A 14921-nucleotide genomic window follows, 5' to 3' on the forward strand; every position below is an offset into this window, starting at 1 on the left:
GGGGCACGCATTTGCGATCCTGAATCGCCCGTCGCCCGTGAGGAAAGTTTGTGATGTGGAGAAACACAGTAATGTTTTGCCAGGTTGCCCTATGGCCTGGCAACGAGATTTATACCTATGCGGTATAGGTTAGATTGAATACGATACTGCGCAGGACTTGAAAAATAATATATATCGCCTGTAATGTTGAGATAAATCTGTCCATTATCGACTTTACGTAAGGCGTTTGCGTCTCGTGTTTTAAGAAAGGGAGTATAATCATCCAGATGAGAAATAAAATTATTGTCTGAAGTTTTATTATCAATCAGGTAATAATGGTAACCGAATGCTGTAGTCGCTCCTGCATCACTTTGCACAATATAAATATTTGCAGAATCATTTAAAGCTATTTTCTTATATATACTATATTCCACAGGAAATACCCACCGGGGGATCATATATATAATCCAAATCATCACGATAATAATAACGCCTAATGCGTACCGTTTTTTAAAACCCCGTTCTTTTAGCATAGTCAATACCTGCTCTTATCCAGACCTGATCCGCAGGATCATCTCCATAGGGTGCTGATTCATACCAGGCGCCAAATTTCTTCGGATCCCCGTTACCCGATCGACTTTGCGCCCATCCAGCCCCTCTCAACAGTATTTGTTCAGAAATGCCTGCCGCAGTACCTACGGCACCGTAATTGAAATTACCATAATCGGCATACTGGCGTCCTGATAGTGATTTATAGTCCCACGGTCCATGTAGCCTTACCATCCCATAGAACCAAATGTACGTCAGTGCTGATGGGCCTTTATGGAATCTTGCTATCATCATGTTGTTAACAATGGATGCGCCAGGGGGAACCAGCAAGGAGGTTGGATACGCTGGCGGTGTTGGATGAACGGGTATCGTTGGATAGCGCATAATTAACGCTCCGTCCAACTATCAGCAAACTGTAAATTTCCATCACAAAACTTCCACGTAATTTTATCGTACCTTAACTCAACCAGTTCCAGATGATTATGCTTTTCTTTGGTGGGATCTTTGATGTCGTGCATTAGCGGTGAAACCGAAACTACTTTCACGTTTTCAAGTGTCATGTTGTAATATTCAACTTCCTGTCCTGCATCGTTTATCTTATACCATTTGAATTCCGCAGTCTTAAGTGTTTGTCCGGTCGCTACTGCCTTCATGAGGTAAGGGGAGGATGAGTCAATTTCTTTCTGAAATAACAAAGGTGCATGTTGACGAGTGCCCATTACTTTTCCGGTAAGTGCATCGGTAGGTAATCTCAGGCTGTGTGTAAAACCGGTGATTTCAATGCTGCCTTCTCGATCCTGAACGTCTACGCTTCCTTTTATTTCAGTATTGCCATCATCTCGTATCCATAAATAAACCGGTATAGCCATCGCTAAAACTCCATTTTTAAAAAGAGTTTATAAATATACGTAAATATCATCTTTTAGCATGCGATTTAGTGTTATTTATTGTTAACCAAGATAATCATGGTTGATGTATTTAGTATTGGCATTTATATAATTTATAAAGCAGGTGAAAGAGGTAATAGTTGATGCCGTATGGGCATACCTTACACATGCGCAGATAAGCGTGATAAAAAACATTAGCAATAAATACAGTGAATACCTCAGCCGCTTCACATTTTTGATAAGATACAAACACAGTGACTAAAAGAAGGAACCCGGCATGGCGAATCTGCCCTGGCGTGTCAGCGTGCGCCTGATGGCTCTCGCAAAGAAAGTGGCGATGGTCATAGGGATTATCGTGGTTGTGCTGCTGGCAGTGAGGGTGTATCTCTCGCAGCAAGGGCCGGCGTTGCATCTCTGGCATACCTGGCGTGCGGATGAAATGAGCGTAAGCGAGCTGGATAAGGCGAAATTTGCTGACTATCTCGACCGGGAAAAGGCCATCTTCGCCGACATGGATAACGCGGTCACGGCAAAAACGGAGGGTGAGGAGCGTACCGCGTTAAATCGCTACTACCGCCAGAGCCTGGTGTGGCCCGGAAAATTTGCCCCGGATGCGAATCGCTCGTTTGTGCTGATGCCTGCCGGTAAACCGCGTGGTGCGGTAGTTTTACTGCACGGACTTACCGATTCACCCTACAGCGTTCACCATCTTGCCGTTGATTATCAGCAGCGTGGTTTTGTGGCCGTGGTGCCGCGTTTGCCTGGACACGGAACGGCACCAGGTGCGCTGACCAACGTTGACTGGGAAATGTGGCTGGCGGCGACGCGTCTTGCGGTGCGCGAAGCCATCCGTCTGGCGGGGGATAACGTTCCTTTGCATCTGGTGGGCTATTCCAACGGCGGGGCGCTGGCGATGAAATACACCCTGGACGCGCTGGAATCGCCTTCGCTGCGAAAACCTCAGCAACTGGTGTTGTTGTCACCGATGATCGGCGTCACGGCGTTTGCCCGCTTTGCCGGATTCGCTGGCTTACCGGCGCTATTACCGGCGTTTGCGAAAGCGGCGTGGCTGAACATCGCGCCGGAGTATAACCCGTATAAATACAACTCTTTCCCGGTAAACGCGGCGCGCCAGTCGTGGCTGTTGACGAAGGCGCTGCAGGAGCAGATTGGCCGCGATGCACAAAACCACACGCTGGATCGATTGCCGCCGGTACTGGCCTTTCAGTCGGTGATGGATTCAACCGTCAGTACCCGTGCGGTTGTCACGGGGTTATTTGACCAGCTCCCGGCCAACGGCAGTGAACTGGTGGTGTTTGATATCAACCAGGCGGCGAGTTTCCGCCCGTTATTCCGTCCATCGTCGTGGACGGCCCTCTCTGAGCTGTTGCCGTCTGCGCAAAGGCGTTACAGTGTCACTATTGTCACCAACGCCAGTGCGGAGCGTTTCGCCACGGTTGCGAAGCACATCCCCGCAGGCAGTACAGATGAGACCGTGGAGCCGCTGGCGCAGCAGTATCCGCCGGAGGTCTATTCGCTTTCGCATGTCGCCGTGCCTTTCCCGCCGGATGACGATCTGTATGGCCGGCATCCGGCCGTGAAAAACCGCTATGGCATCAGCCTGGGCACCATTGCGTTGTGGGGAGAGACCTCCGTACTGAGCGTGGGTAAAGATGCCCTGATGCGGGTGACCTCAAATCCGTTTTACGACTACATGAAGATGCGGATCGACAACCGCATCGGGGCGGAGGAAAAAGGGTGATCCCTTAAGCCGTTAATTTATTAGGTAGCGCTGGTGAAGTATGTTAAACAGTAACTTCCCCGGCGCCTCCCTTATTCTGGAACCCATTCCTGTGCTCACCACGCTGATTTATCGAAGCCAGTTAAATTTATCCTGCCGATCCGCAGAGCTACGCGCGCTGGTCGAACGAGCCAGGATCCGCAACACCAACCAGAACATTACCGGTGTGCTACTCTCGAACGGCAGCGACGTTATGCAAATTCTTGAAGGGTCTGAAGAGAGCGTGGTCAAGCTGTTCCATAAAATTCGCGATGACCAGCGACACAGTGGGGTGGTTGAGCTGATGCGGGACTACGGCCCCCGCAGACGTTTTAACAATGCCGGTATGCTGCTCTTCGACCTGCAGGTTCAGTCGCCAAAAGAGGTACTGCAGTCGGTTCTGGATTACAGCCAACTGGAAAGCTACCTGACATCTGATGATCGGGTGTTTAAATTCATTCAGAGCTTTATTACCGGTAAGCATGCGGGCAATTCGAGGGCGCCAGCGGATGCGGCAAAATGGACGCTTTCACGCGAGAAAGCCCCCTTTGGTGAGGCCGTGGGGCTTATTGCCGACCAAATCTGCCAGTTCGCACTGCAGCCGATTGTCGAACCCTCGGAAGGGAAAATCAGTTCGCTTGAAGCGCTTATTCGCAGTAACGATGGCGGCAGCCCGGAACATTTCTTTAAAACGCTCGATCAGGACAAGATCTACGAAGTGGATCTGCAAACCAAAAAGTATGCCTTTGCACTGGCAGAGAAACTGGGGATTGGCAGCCATAAAATTGCGGTAAATCTGTTACCTATGTCGCTGGTCAATGTGCCGGGGGCAGTGGAGTTTCTGGTGGATCAAATCAGTTTGCACGGGCTACAGCCGGAGCAGGTGGTCATTGAAGTGACGGAAAATGAAATGATTTCCGGTTTCAACAAGTTCAACAGCGCCATTAAACGGCTTCGCGGCGAAGGCATAGGCCTGGCGATTGATGATTTCGGCTCTGGCTATGCGGGGCTTTCTCTGCTTACCCGCTTCCAGCCGGATAAAATCAAGATCGACCGGGAAATTGTCAGCAATATCCATCTCAGCGGTGCGAAACAGGCGATTGTCAGATCGATAGTGAGCTGCTGCACCGACCTGGAAATCACGCTGGTGGCGGAAGGTATCGAGAAGCTGGAGGAGTGGTGCTGGCTGGAGTCCGCCGGTATTCGTCGTTTCCAGGGGTTTCTGTTTGCCCGGCCGCAGGTTAACGGGGTGGGCGATATTCACTGGCCACACCTGGTACGATAACGCTTTTTCCTCCCTGATTATTTCCCCTTTGGCCAGCCTGTGTTTAAATAGCTAAAACGGTTTAACATAGTTTAGCTACGGGGATGTCATGGATAAAATCTGGGTACTCGGTGATGCGGTGGTGGATTTACTGCCAGAGGGGGAAGGTAAATTGCTACAGTGCCCCGGCGGCGCACCGGCAAATGTGGCGGTCGGCATCGCCCGCCTGGGCGGGAAAAGTGCCTTTATTGGCAGGGTTGGCGACGATCCGTTTGGCCGCTTTATGCACAAAACGCTGGCAGATGAGCAGGTTGATGTGCAGTGGATGCGTCTTGATCCGGCACACCGCACTTCAACGGTGGTGGTTGATCTGGACGAACAGGGCGAACGCTCGTTTACGTTTATGGTTCGCCCCAGCGCCGATCTGTTTCTCGACTCCACCGATCTGCCGCCCTTCAGGGCCAGAGAGTGGCTGCACGTCTGCTCCATTGCGCTCAGCGCGGAGCCGAGTCGCTCTGCCACTTTTCAGGCGATGGATGCAATTAAAAAAGCCGGTGGTTTTGTCAGCGTCGACCCCAACATTCGCCCCGACCTCTGGCAGGATGAGGGCGATCTTCGCCGTTGCCTCGAACAGGCGTTACAGCGCGCGGATGTGGTCAAACTCTCCGTCGAAGAGCTGACGTTTTTAACCGGTGAAGCGATTGTGGAAGCCGGTCTGGCGACGCTGATGCGCCATTGTCCGGCCCGCCTGGTGCTGGTGACGCGGGGTAAAGAGGGGGTAATGGCCTGGCATGAGGGCATCACGACACACTATCCGGCCACGCCGGTAGCGTGTGTTGACACCACCGGCGCAGGCGATGCGTTCGTCGCAGGATTGCTGTTCGGCCTGGCCTCGTCAGGCCAGGATCTGGCAACAACCCTCGCACTTGCCCAGCGCTGTGGTGCGCTGGCCACGACGGCCAAAGGGGCAATGACCGCGCTGCCGTACCGTCACAACCTGTAATTCCTTCCTGGCCGCCGATCGGCGGCCTGAATTGTCGCCTCGATCACACTTACTAAAACGGTTTAGCAAAAAGTATTGCCGATCCAAAATTCACGGGTTTAGTATCAGCAGCCTAAACCGGTTTAGCAATTTAGCATTATCAAAACACTTTTTTTAGGGATGCGACAAAATGTATAAAAAACGCAGACTTGCCGTGATGATTGGCATGCTGGCCGGTAGTACCTCTGTTTTTGCCCAGACCGATATGACAAGCATTGAATCGCGCCTGGCGGCGCTGGAACAGCGTCTTCAGGATGCGGAAATGCGCGCCCAGAATGCGGAGAAACGCGCAACGGCAGCAGAACAAAAAACGCAGCAGCTGGTTGCCGCGCAGCAGCAGACACAGACCACCACCCAGGAGGTGGCCCAGCGTACCACGGTGCTGGAGAAGAAAGCCGATCAGAGCAGCGGGTTTGAATTTCACGGTTATGCCCGCTCAGGCCTGCTGATGAATGACGCGGCGTCGAGCAGCAAAAGCGGTCCGTATCTGACGCCTGCCGGGGAAACCGGGGGCGCAGTCGGGCGTCTGGGTAACGAAGCGGATACCTACGTTGAGCTGAATGTGGAACACAAACAGACCCTGGAGAGCGGGGCGACCACGCGCTTTAAAGCGATGTTAGCCGACGGGCAGAAGACCTATAACGACTGGTCAGCCGATACCAGCGACCTCAACATTCGTCAGGCCTTCGCCGAGTTGGGCAATCTGCCTGATTTCACCGGCGCGCTGAAAGGGAGTACCTTCTGGGCCGGTAAACGCTTTGACCGCGATAACTTTGATATTCACTGGCTGGATTCTGACGTGGTGTTCCTTGCCGGTACCGGCGGCGGTGTGTATGACGTGAAGTGGAATGATACGCTGCGCAGCAACTTCTCGATTTACGGCCGCAACTTCGGCAGCGAAGAGCAGATCGACAACAACGTGCAGAACTATATCCTCAGCATGAATCACTTTGCCGGGCCATTCCAGCTCATGGTGAGCGGCCTGCGGGCGAAGGATAACGACGAACGCAAGGACAGCAATGGCGATCTGATTAAAACCGATGCGGCGAACACCGGCGTGCATGCCCTGGTGGGTCTGCACAATGACAGCTTCTACGGCCTGCGAGAAGGCTCAGCGAAAACGGCGCTGCTGTATGGTCACGGCCTGGGGGCAGAAGTTAAAAGCATCGGCTCTGATGGCGCGCTGCTGTCAGAAGCCGATACCTGGCGCTTCGCAAGTTACGGTGTCACGCCGCTCGGCGGTGGCTGGCATATCGCACCTGCGGTGCTGGCGCAGAGCAGTAAAGATCGCTACATCAAAGGTGACAGCTACGAGTGGGTTACGCTCAACACCCGGCTCATCAAAGAGGTTACGCAGAATTTCGCCCTGGCGTTTGAGGGCAGCTACCAGTACATGGATTTGAACCCGGAAGGCTATAAAGATCGCAACGCCGTTAACGGCAGCTTCTACAAGCTGACCTTCGCGCCGACCTTAAAAGCGGGCAAGATCGGCGATTTCTTCAGCCGTCCTGAACTGCGCCTGTTCGCCACCTGGATGGACTGGAGCAGCAAACTGGATAACTACGCCAGCGATGACGCCTTCGGCAGCAGCGGCTTTAACGCTGGCGGGGAATGGAACTTTGGGGTCCAGATGGAAACCTGGTTTTAACCCTTCACGCTCCCGCACTAAGGGAGCGTATCAAACATCATAAAAATGAAGTCAGGCAGAGGTAACTATGGATTTTGATAATATTTCCCGTGCGCTCATTCCGCTGCTCGGTGGCAAAGAGAACATCGCCAGTGCCGCACACTGCGCAACACGCCTTCGTCTGGTACTGGTTGACGATGCGCTTGCCGATCAGCAGGCCATCGGCAAGGTCGAGGGGGTGAAAGGGTGTTTTCGTAACGCGGGCCAGATGCAGGTGATTTTTGGCACCGGCGTGGTTAACAAAGTTTACGCGGCCTTTATTCAGGCCGCAGGGATCGGTGAATCGAGCAAGTCAGAAGCGGCAGATCTCGCGGCGCGTAAGCTCAATCCGTTCCAGCGTATTGCCCGTCTGCTTTCCAATATTTTTGTGCCGATCATTCCTGCCATTGTGGCGTCCGGTTTGTTGATGGGCCTGCTAGGGATGGTGAAAACCTACGGCTGGGTGAATGCCGATAACGCCATCTACATCATGCTGGATATGTGCAGCTCGGCGGCGTTTATCATTTTACCGATTCTGATTGGCTTCACGGCCGCGCGTGAGTTTGGCGGTAACCCTTATTTAGGCGCCACGCTCGGCGGTATTCTGACTCACCCGGCGCTGACCAACGCCTGGGGCGTGGCGTCCGGCTTCCACACCATGAACTTTTTCGGCCTTGAGATTGCCATGATTGGCTATCAGGGAACGGTGTTCCCGGTGCTGCTGGCCGTCTGGTTTATGAGCATTGTTGAGAAAAACCTGCGTCGCGTCATCCCGGATGCGTTAGACCTGATCCTGACGCCGTTCCTGACCGTCATTCTCTCCGGTTTTATCGCGCTGTTGATTATCGGCCCGGCGGGACGCGCGTTAGGCGATGGCATCTCCTTTATTCTGAGCACCCTGATTACCCACGCGGGCTGGCTGGCCGGTTTGCTGTTCGGCGGGCTCTATTCGGTGATTGTTATTACCGGCATTCACCACAGCTTCCACGCGATTGAAGCCGGGCTGCTGGGGAATCCGTCGATCGGCGTTAACTTCCTGCTGCCGATCTGGGCCATGGCGAACGTAGCGCAGGGCGGCGCGTGTCTGGCGGTGTGGTTCAAAACCAAAGACGCAAAAATTAAAGCCATTACTTTACCGTCGGCGTTCTCTGCCATGTTGGGCATCACCGAAGCCGCCATCTTTGGTATCAACCTGCGTTTCGTGAAACCGTTTGTGGCCGCGCTGATCGGCGGTGCGGTGGGCGGCGCATGGGTGGTGTCGGTGCATGTCTACATGACGGCGGTAGGGCTGACGGCGCTGCCGGGTATGGCAATCGTGCAGGCCAGTTCGCTGCTCAACTATATTATCGGCATGGTGATTGCGTTTGGCGTGGCGTTTACCGTCTCGCTGCTGCTGAAATATAAAACGGACTCTGAATAATGACATTACCTTCCCGCTGGCCTGCCGTGCTGCAGGCTGTCATGAAAGGGCAACCGCGCGCGCGTGCCGACCGCCACTATCCGCAGTGGCATCCGGCGCCGGTAACGGGGCTGATGAACGATCCGAACGGTTTTATCTGGTTTGCCGGGCGCTACCATCTGTTTTATCAGTGGAACCCGCTGGACTGCGATCACCGGTATAAATGCTGGGGGCACTGGAGTTCGGACGATCTGCTGCACTGGCAGCACGAGCCCATGGCGCTGATGCCAGATGAAGAGTACGACCGCAACGGTTGCTATTCCGGCAGCGCCGTGGACAACAATGGGGTGCTGACGCTGTGCTATACCGGCAACGTGAAGTTCGATGACGGCAGCCGCACCGCCTGGCAGTGCCTGGCCGTGGAACAACCGGACGGGACCTTTAAAAAGCTGGGGCCGGTGCTCGCGCTGCCGGATGGCTACACCGGCCACGTGCGCGATCCGAAGGTGTGGCAGCACGACGGGATGTGGTACATGGTGCTCGGCGCGCAGGATGTGCAAAAGCGCGGCAAAGTGCTGCTGTTCAGGTCTGCCGATTTGCACACGTGGGTATTGTGCGGAGAAATCGCCGGTCACGGCGTCAACGGACTGACGGAGGCGGGATACATGTGGGAGTGCCCGGACCTGTTTGCCCTCGACGGGACGCACGTTATGATCTGCTGCCCGCAGGGGCTGGCGCGTGAGCCGCATCGTTATCTCAACACCTATCCGGCAGCCTGGATGAGCGGGGCGTTTGACTATCAGCGCGGCGCATTTGAGCACGGTGCGTTACACGAGCTGGACGCCGGTTTTGAGTTTTACGCCCCGCAAACGACGCTGGCGGAAGATGGCCGACGGATCCTGATGGGCTGGATGGGCGTGCCTGACGGGGAAGAGATGCTGCAGCCCACCCGGGCACAGGGCTGGATCCATCAGATGACCTGCCCGCGAGAGCTGCGCTACCGCGACGGCAAGCTCTGGCAGACCCCGGTGCGTGAGCTGGAAGCGCTGCGCGAAGAGGAGCAGCACTGGCAGGGCAACGCCTGCGATGCGCCGGAGCTTGATGCCTCGCGCCTTGAGTTCGAGCTGAGTGCAACCTCCGCGAAACTGGATTTTGCCGGTGCGCTGCACCTCACGGTCGATGGCAATGGCCTGCGTCTGGAACGTGCCAGCCTGAAAACGGGTGAGACGTTAACCCGCTACTGGCTGGGTGAGGTTCACCATCTGCGCGTTCTGTGCGACCACTCCAGCGTCGAAATTTTCATCAACCACGGTGAAGGGGTGATGAGCAGCCGCTATTTTCCTGACCAACCGGCCCGGGTGCGATTCGAAGGTGCGTCCGACATCACATTACGCTACTGGTCGCTGCGCGCCTGCATGGTAGAATAGCGGTTTTGGCAGCCGGATCTAAGTCGTTGTGAGAAAAACAAAACGCGTCACCATTAAAGACATCGCGGAGCTGGCGGGAGTGTCCAAAGCCACCGCCAGCCTGGTACTGAACGGACGCAGCAAAGAGCTTCGCGTGGCGGAAGAGACCCGTGAACGCGTGCTGGCCATTGCGAAAGAGCATCACTACCAGCCCAGCATTCACGCCCGGTCGCTGCGCGATAACCGCAGTCACACCATTGGTCTGGTGGTCCCGGAGATCACCAACTACGGGTTTGCCGTCTTTTCTCACGAACTGGAGACGCTGTGCCGCGAGGCTGGCGTTCAGCTGCTCATCTCCTGTAGCGATGAAAATCCGGGGCAGGAGACCGTGGTGGTCAACAACATGGTGGCGCGTCAGGTCGACGGGCTGATTGTGGCCTCCAGTATGCTTAACGATGCGGATTACCAGAAACTGAGCGAACAGCTGCCCGTGGTGCTCTTTGACCGCCACATGAATGACAGCTCGCTGCCGTTGGTGATCACCGATTCCATTACCCCGACAGCCGAACTGGTGGCCGAGATTGCCCGCCAGCACCCCGATGAGTTTTACTTCCTCGGTGGACAGCCACGTCTTTCCCCTACGCGCGACCGCCTCGAAGGGTTTAAGCAGGGTTTGCGCGACGCGAACGTTACGCTGCGCCCGGAGTGGATCATCCACGGAAATTATCACCCGAGTTCCGGATATGAGATGTTCGCCGAACTCTGTGCACGCCTGGGCCGTCCGCCAAAAGCCCTGTTCACCGCCGCCTGCGGGCTGCTGGAAGGGGTGCTGCGCTACATGGGTCAGCACAACCTGTTGCAAAGTGATATCCGGTTAGCCAGTTTTGACGATCACTATTTATACGACTCGCTCACTATTCCGGTGGATACCGTCCGTCAGGATAATCGTCAGCTGGCATGGCACTGCTTTGACCTGATTGGCAAGTTAATCGACGGTGAGATGCCTGAACCCGTACAGCGAAAACTGGATGCCACCCTGCAGCGGCGCTACAAAGCGGCAGAATAGCCCTGCCGGACGACGGGATACTTCAATAACTTTAATTAATTTAAGTTTTGGTTTAGCCGATAACCATAAGGAATAATTTTCCTTGAGGTATCGGTTCATGTCGTTAAAAAAATCATCCCTGATTGTGTTTTTCTCGCTGCTTTTCTTCTTTATCGCCAGCACGCTCACCAGCGTTGGCCTCATCATCAAAAGTAATAACTCCCTGGATAATGTGAACAAAGAGATCCAGGTGGTGCTGTCGATTATTGATCCCATCAACCATAGCCGTACGTTGCGTGTCCGGGTGATGGAGTATGTGAAGATGGTAGAGGCGGGCGCATCTGCGGATGAGTCGGCGAAGCTCGCGGCAGTAAAAGAGGCGCTGACCAAAGCCGATCGCGCCTTTGCTGCCTTTATGGCGTCTCCCCGTCTGACGGATGAAGCGCCGCTGGTGAGCGCCTATCAGGATGCCTGGCAGAATTACCGTAACCAGGGGCTGGCACCGTTGATTGATGCCGCCGCCGCGCACGATGTTGCCAAATTCAACGCCCTGATACCGGAAGTCTCGCGCCTCGATCGTCAGTATGAGATCGTTCTTGACCAGGTTCTGGCCGTACATCAGGCCTATGCCAAAAACCTGAACGAAGATGCGAGCAGCAACTTTGTTTCCGGCCTGGCGATTATCGCCGGTATCGCTCTGCTGTTTGTGCTGGTGATTGTTGCCGTCAGCCTGCTGATGAAGCGCCTTGTTCTGGCGCCGGTTAATCTGGCTCGTGAACACTGCAGTCAGATTGCGGCGGGCAAACTGGACATTCCGGTACCGGTGAAGGGGAATTCCGGCAATGAGATCGATCACCTGATGGGCTCCATGGAGCAGATGCGTCAGGCACTGCTGACGACCATCGCCCAGGTGCGCGACGCGAGTCATACCGTGACCCACGCTGCACAGGAAATTGCCTCCGGGAATATCGATCTGGCTTCGCGTACCGAGCAGCAGGCGTCTGCGCTAACCCAGACGGCGGCCAGCATGGAAGAGCTGAGCGCGACCGTAGCCAATAACACCGACAACGTCTGCCAGGCCGGGAAACTGGTGCAGGACGCGGTGAAAAATGCCCACACCGGGGAAGCCGTGACCCGTGAAGTGATTGAAACGATGAATACCATCGCCGCGAACTCGAAGCGCATCGAGGACATTACCAGCGTGATCAACAGCATCGCTTTTCAGACCAACATTCTGGCACTCAACGCGGCGGTAGAAGCGGCGCGCGCCGGTACCCAGGGGCGTGGTTTTGCCGTGGTCGCCAGCGAAGTTCGCACGCTGGCGCAGAAAAGTGCGGTGGCAGCGAAGGATATCGAAAACCTGATCGCCCAGTCGGTTTCCAGCGTAAAAAACGGTGCCGAACTGGTAGGGCGCTCAGGGGAGGTCATTGACTCGATTATCAGCTCCGTTAATAAAGTGAATACGCTGATGGAACAGATCTCTGTGGCCTCTGAAGAGCAGAGTCGCGGTATCAGTCAGGTCGGGCAGGCAGTGACGGAGATGGATGGTGTGACCCAGCAGAACGCCGCGCTGGTGCAACAGTCTGCCGCGGCGGCCGCGTCGCTGGAAGAGCAGGCGCAGCAGCTCACGCGGAGTATTTCGAGTTTTAGTTTGCCAGTGCAAGCTTGATATTATTGTGGATTGTAGGCCGGGTGAGCGTAGCGCTGCCCGGCAATAAAGGCGGCTAAGTTGTTGGTTTCAGCTTAATTTTGCGAAAGAATTTTGATTCAACAACCGGCGTGACGAGCATTATCTTTGGCGATGTTTCGCTGATAGCCGATGTAGCCGAAGGCATACCAGTAGCGCCGGGAATAAAAAGAAAATTAATCCTGTCAGGAATGCGTCATCCCCATGAAAATGCAGTATGGCATTAAAAAATACGCCAGCAGCCACGCCGACCACTAATAAAAATATGAACACCCAAACAGTGTGGTACCAGAGGATATAATTCGTCAGTCTGCCTATCATTACCAGATTGCTCCTTTTTAATGTATCTGTTTCTATTTCCTGCTGCAGGGCGTGACGCTATGAATAATAGACAGAGATATAATGATTACAAACTTTTAACTAAAAATAGTTAATTAAGCCTCGCTTTAGATTATTGTTAAATAGAAGGTTTTTTGGGTGATTATAGGAATAATCTCAACAACTGAAATAGGGCATTTAAAAAGCATCAATATAAAACCTGATGAATAAACAACCTGATTTAAAAGCGCGAACAGATCGGCATTATGACAGGTTCTCATTTTTATGCTGTTTCCATTCGTCAGCCGCGAAAAGCGTAAACCACATTGATTACGATGTTTTTGAAAATTTTTAGCAATATTTTTGCTCCTCATCCGTCTACCTCATCACAAGCCATAATCAGTTACAGTAAATGAGGTCAACACCATGAGAGAGTTTGATATGCACGGCAGAGGTCACGGGCGCGGATTTGGTCGCCACCGTATGGGCAAGGGCTTAGTCATCGGCGCGGTCATTTTTATCGTGCTCGGTCTGCTGGTGATGTCCCTGTGGAACGCATTACTCCCGGCGATCCTCGGCGTGAAAGCCATTGGATTCTGGCAGGCGCTGGGCATTCTGATACTGAGCCGGATCCTGTTCGGGGGGCTGGGGTTCCGTCCGGGTATGTTTGGGGCGCATCGCCGGATGCACGAACGCTGGATGAACATGACGCCGGAACAGCGTGAAGCGTTCATGCAGCAGCGCCGGGAAGGATTTGGTCGTCATGGTCGTGGGCACTGTGGCTGGCATGGCCACCGTGACGACAAGCGCGAAGACAACGCGCCGAAAGCGCCGGACGCAGAGTGAGCGAGATGAAAACCGGGGAAGCGGGCAGATCCTTGCTGATGTCGGCGGTTAATGCCTGCCGCGCCCGGCTGAGCGCCTTCATTCGCGGAAGAACCCCGGTACGTGACGACGCCGACGATATTTTGCAGGAGATCACGTATCAGCTGATGAAGGTGGAACAGCCGGTCGAAAACGTTGCCGCGTGGCTGTTTCGCGCGGCGCGAAATGAGATGACCGACCGGGCACGCAAAAAGCGTGAAGTGCCGCTCTCCGGTTATTTCAGTTTCACAGGCGAGGAGGATGACGATTTCCCGGAAGACGAGATCGCTGAAACCCTGTTCGGTGTTCCGCATACCCCGGAAGAGGAGTACCTCAAAACGCTGCTGTGGGAAGAACTGGGGCAGGCGCTGGCTGAACTGCCCGCCGCGCAGCGCGAGGTCTTTGAAAAGACGGAGTTGCAGGGCTACAGCATTAAATTGCTGGTCGGCGAAACCGGGGTCAGCGAGCAGGCGTTATTATCACGTAAGCATAAGGCTGTGCTGTTCCTGCGAACGCGATTGCGGGACGTTTATGACGCGCTGACAGGGAGTTAATACGCCCGGCAGACAAAACCTTACACTGCCGGGACTTGTAGATTCATCACTATCGTTTATGATCGGGGCGTCTTGTTAGTTTGGAACGTTATGCGCAACCGTCAGCTTCTGGGTAAATGGCTTCTGATAATCACGTGTCTGGCAATGGCAATTTGCCTGGTCCAGCGTGCGGTTTATCTCAACCATTTTTTACAGGGGCTGGATCCTCAGGTGCAAACGGTCATGATGGCTGACGCCCCGGGTCAGGAGGCTGAACAGCCCGGCCCGTCGCCGTGTCAACTTGGCGCACAGTCTTTGCTTTGTGCCCAGCCGCTGTTTTTTGACGGTGCGCTACCGGCGATTATTATCTTCTTCGCTCTGCTGCAGTTGTTTACCCAACGGCGCACATTTCTCTCCAGGGAGCAGCCTGTCCAGGCACCGCCTCCCCGAATACACCTCAAAAACTGCGTTTTCCGTGAATGAAAAGCATCGTCACCACACG

At 54.4% G+C, this 14921-nt stretch carries 14 protein-coding genes; 11 read left to right on the top strand and 3 right to left on the bottom strand.

What is annotated here, in order from left to right; genetic code table 11:
- Nucleotides 1–89: 89 nt before the first annotated feature.
- Genes NQ842_RS12360 through NQ842_RS12370 form a run of 3 tightly spaced genes read right to left on the bottom strand, consistent with a single transcriptional unit; the run spans nt 90 to nt 1397 of the window.
- The gene (locus tag NQ842_RS12360; RefSeq protein ID WP_257255885.1) at nt 90–512 is read right to left on the bottom strand and encodes a hypothetical protein; all 423 of its coding nucleotides are present in this window, start codon (nt 510–512) and stop codon (nt 90–92) included.
- Entirely contained in the window at nt 490–912 is a 423-nt protein-coding gene (locus NQ842_RS12365; RefSeq protein WP_125365042.1) for a polymorphic toxin type 44 domain-containing protein, read from the bottom strand. The genes NQ842_RS12360 and NQ842_RS12365 overlap by 23 nt, the downstream gene beginning before the upstream one ends.
- A 2-nt stretch (nt 913–914) precedes the next feature.
- Entirely contained in the window at nt 915–1397 is a 483-nt protein-coding gene (locus NQ842_RS12370; RefSeq protein WP_257255886.1) for an Hcp family type VI secretion system effector, read from the bottom strand.
- Between the two features lie 295 nt (nt 1398–1692).
- On the opposite strand from NQ842_RS12370, the gene NQ842_RS12375 reads away from it, so the two are divergent.
- The 11 genes from NQ842_RS12375 to NQ842_RS12425 all read left to right on the top strand — a co-directional run bounded on the left by NQ842_RS12375 (nt 1693) and on the right by NQ842_RS12425 (nt 14902).
- Complete coding sequence (locus NQ842_RS12375; RefSeq protein WP_232943213.1) at nt 1693–3177, top strand: carboxylesterase; 1485 nt, start codon at nt 1693–1695, stop codon at nt 3175–3177.
- A 91-nt stretch (nt 3178–3268) separates the two neighbouring features.
- Nucleotides 3269–4480: a diguanylate phosphodiesterase gene (locus NQ842_RS12380; protein ID WP_170289850.1), complete on the top strand. Its 1212-nt coding sequence runs from the start codon at nt 3269–3271 to the stop codon at nt 4478–4480.
- Nucleotides 4481–4568: 88 nt separating this feature from the next.
- Nucleotides 4569–5462, top strand: a complete 894-nt coding sequence (locus tag NQ842_RS12385) for an aminoimidazole riboside kinase (RefSeq protein ID WP_203462303.1) — start codon at nt 4569–4571, stop codon at nt 5460–5462.
- A 169-nt stretch (nt 5463–5631) separates the two neighbouring features.
- The gene (locus tag NQ842_RS12390; protein ID WP_257255887.1) at nt 5632–7149 is read left to right on the top strand and encodes a carbohydrate porin; all 1518 of its coding nucleotides are present in this window, start codon (nt 5632–5634) and stop codon (nt 7147–7149) included.
- Between the two features lie 67 nt (nt 7150–7216).
- Nucleotides 7217–8587, top strand: coding sequence for a sucrose-specific PTS transporter subunit IIBC (locus NQ842_RS12395; protein ID WP_047361834.1), 1371 nt, complete (start codon nt 7217–7219; stop codon nt 8585–8587).
- Nucleotides 8587–9993, top strand: coding sequence for a sucrose-6-phosphate hydrolase (locus tag NQ842_RS12400; protein ID WP_050860656.1), 1407 nt, complete (start codon nt 8587–8589; stop codon nt 9991–9993). The genes NQ842_RS12395 and NQ842_RS12400 overlap by 1 nt, the downstream gene beginning before the upstream one ends.
- 28 nt (nt 9994–10021) lie before the next feature.
- Entirely contained in the window at nt 10022–11038 is a 1017-nt protein-coding gene (locus NQ842_RS12405; protein ID WP_047361838.1) for a LacI family DNA-binding transcriptional regulator, read from the top strand.
- Between the two features lie 97 nt (nt 11039–11135).
- Complete coding sequence (locus NQ842_RS12410) at nt 11136–12686, top strand: methyl-accepting chemotaxis protein (RefSeq protein WP_050860657.1); 1551 nt, start codon at nt 11136–11138, stop codon at nt 12684–12686.
- Between the two features lie 762 nt (nt 12687–13448).
- Complete coding sequence (locus NQ842_RS12415) at nt 13449–13868, top strand: hypothetical protein (protein WP_013096556.1); 420 nt, start codon at nt 13449–13451, stop codon at nt 13866–13868.
- 5 nt (nt 13869–13873) lie between these two features.
- Nucleotides 13874–14440, top strand: a complete 567-nt coding sequence (locus NQ842_RS12420; protein ID WP_257256931.1) for an RNA polymerase sigma factor — start codon at nt 13874–13876, stop codon at nt 14438–14440.
- 90 nt (nt 14441–14530) lie between these two features.
- A complete protein-coding gene (locus NQ842_RS12425; protein WP_050860660.1) occupies nt 14531–14902 on the top strand; it encodes a hypothetical protein in 372 nt (123 codons plus the stop codon).
- Nucleotides 14903–14921: the final 19 nt, after the last annotated feature.

It is taken from the genome of Enterobacter cloacae complex sp. R_G8 (genome assembly GCF_024599795.1).
Lineage (GTDB): Bacteria > Pseudomonadota > Gammaproteobacteria > Enterobacterales > Enterobacteriaceae > Enterobacter > Enterobacter dissolvens.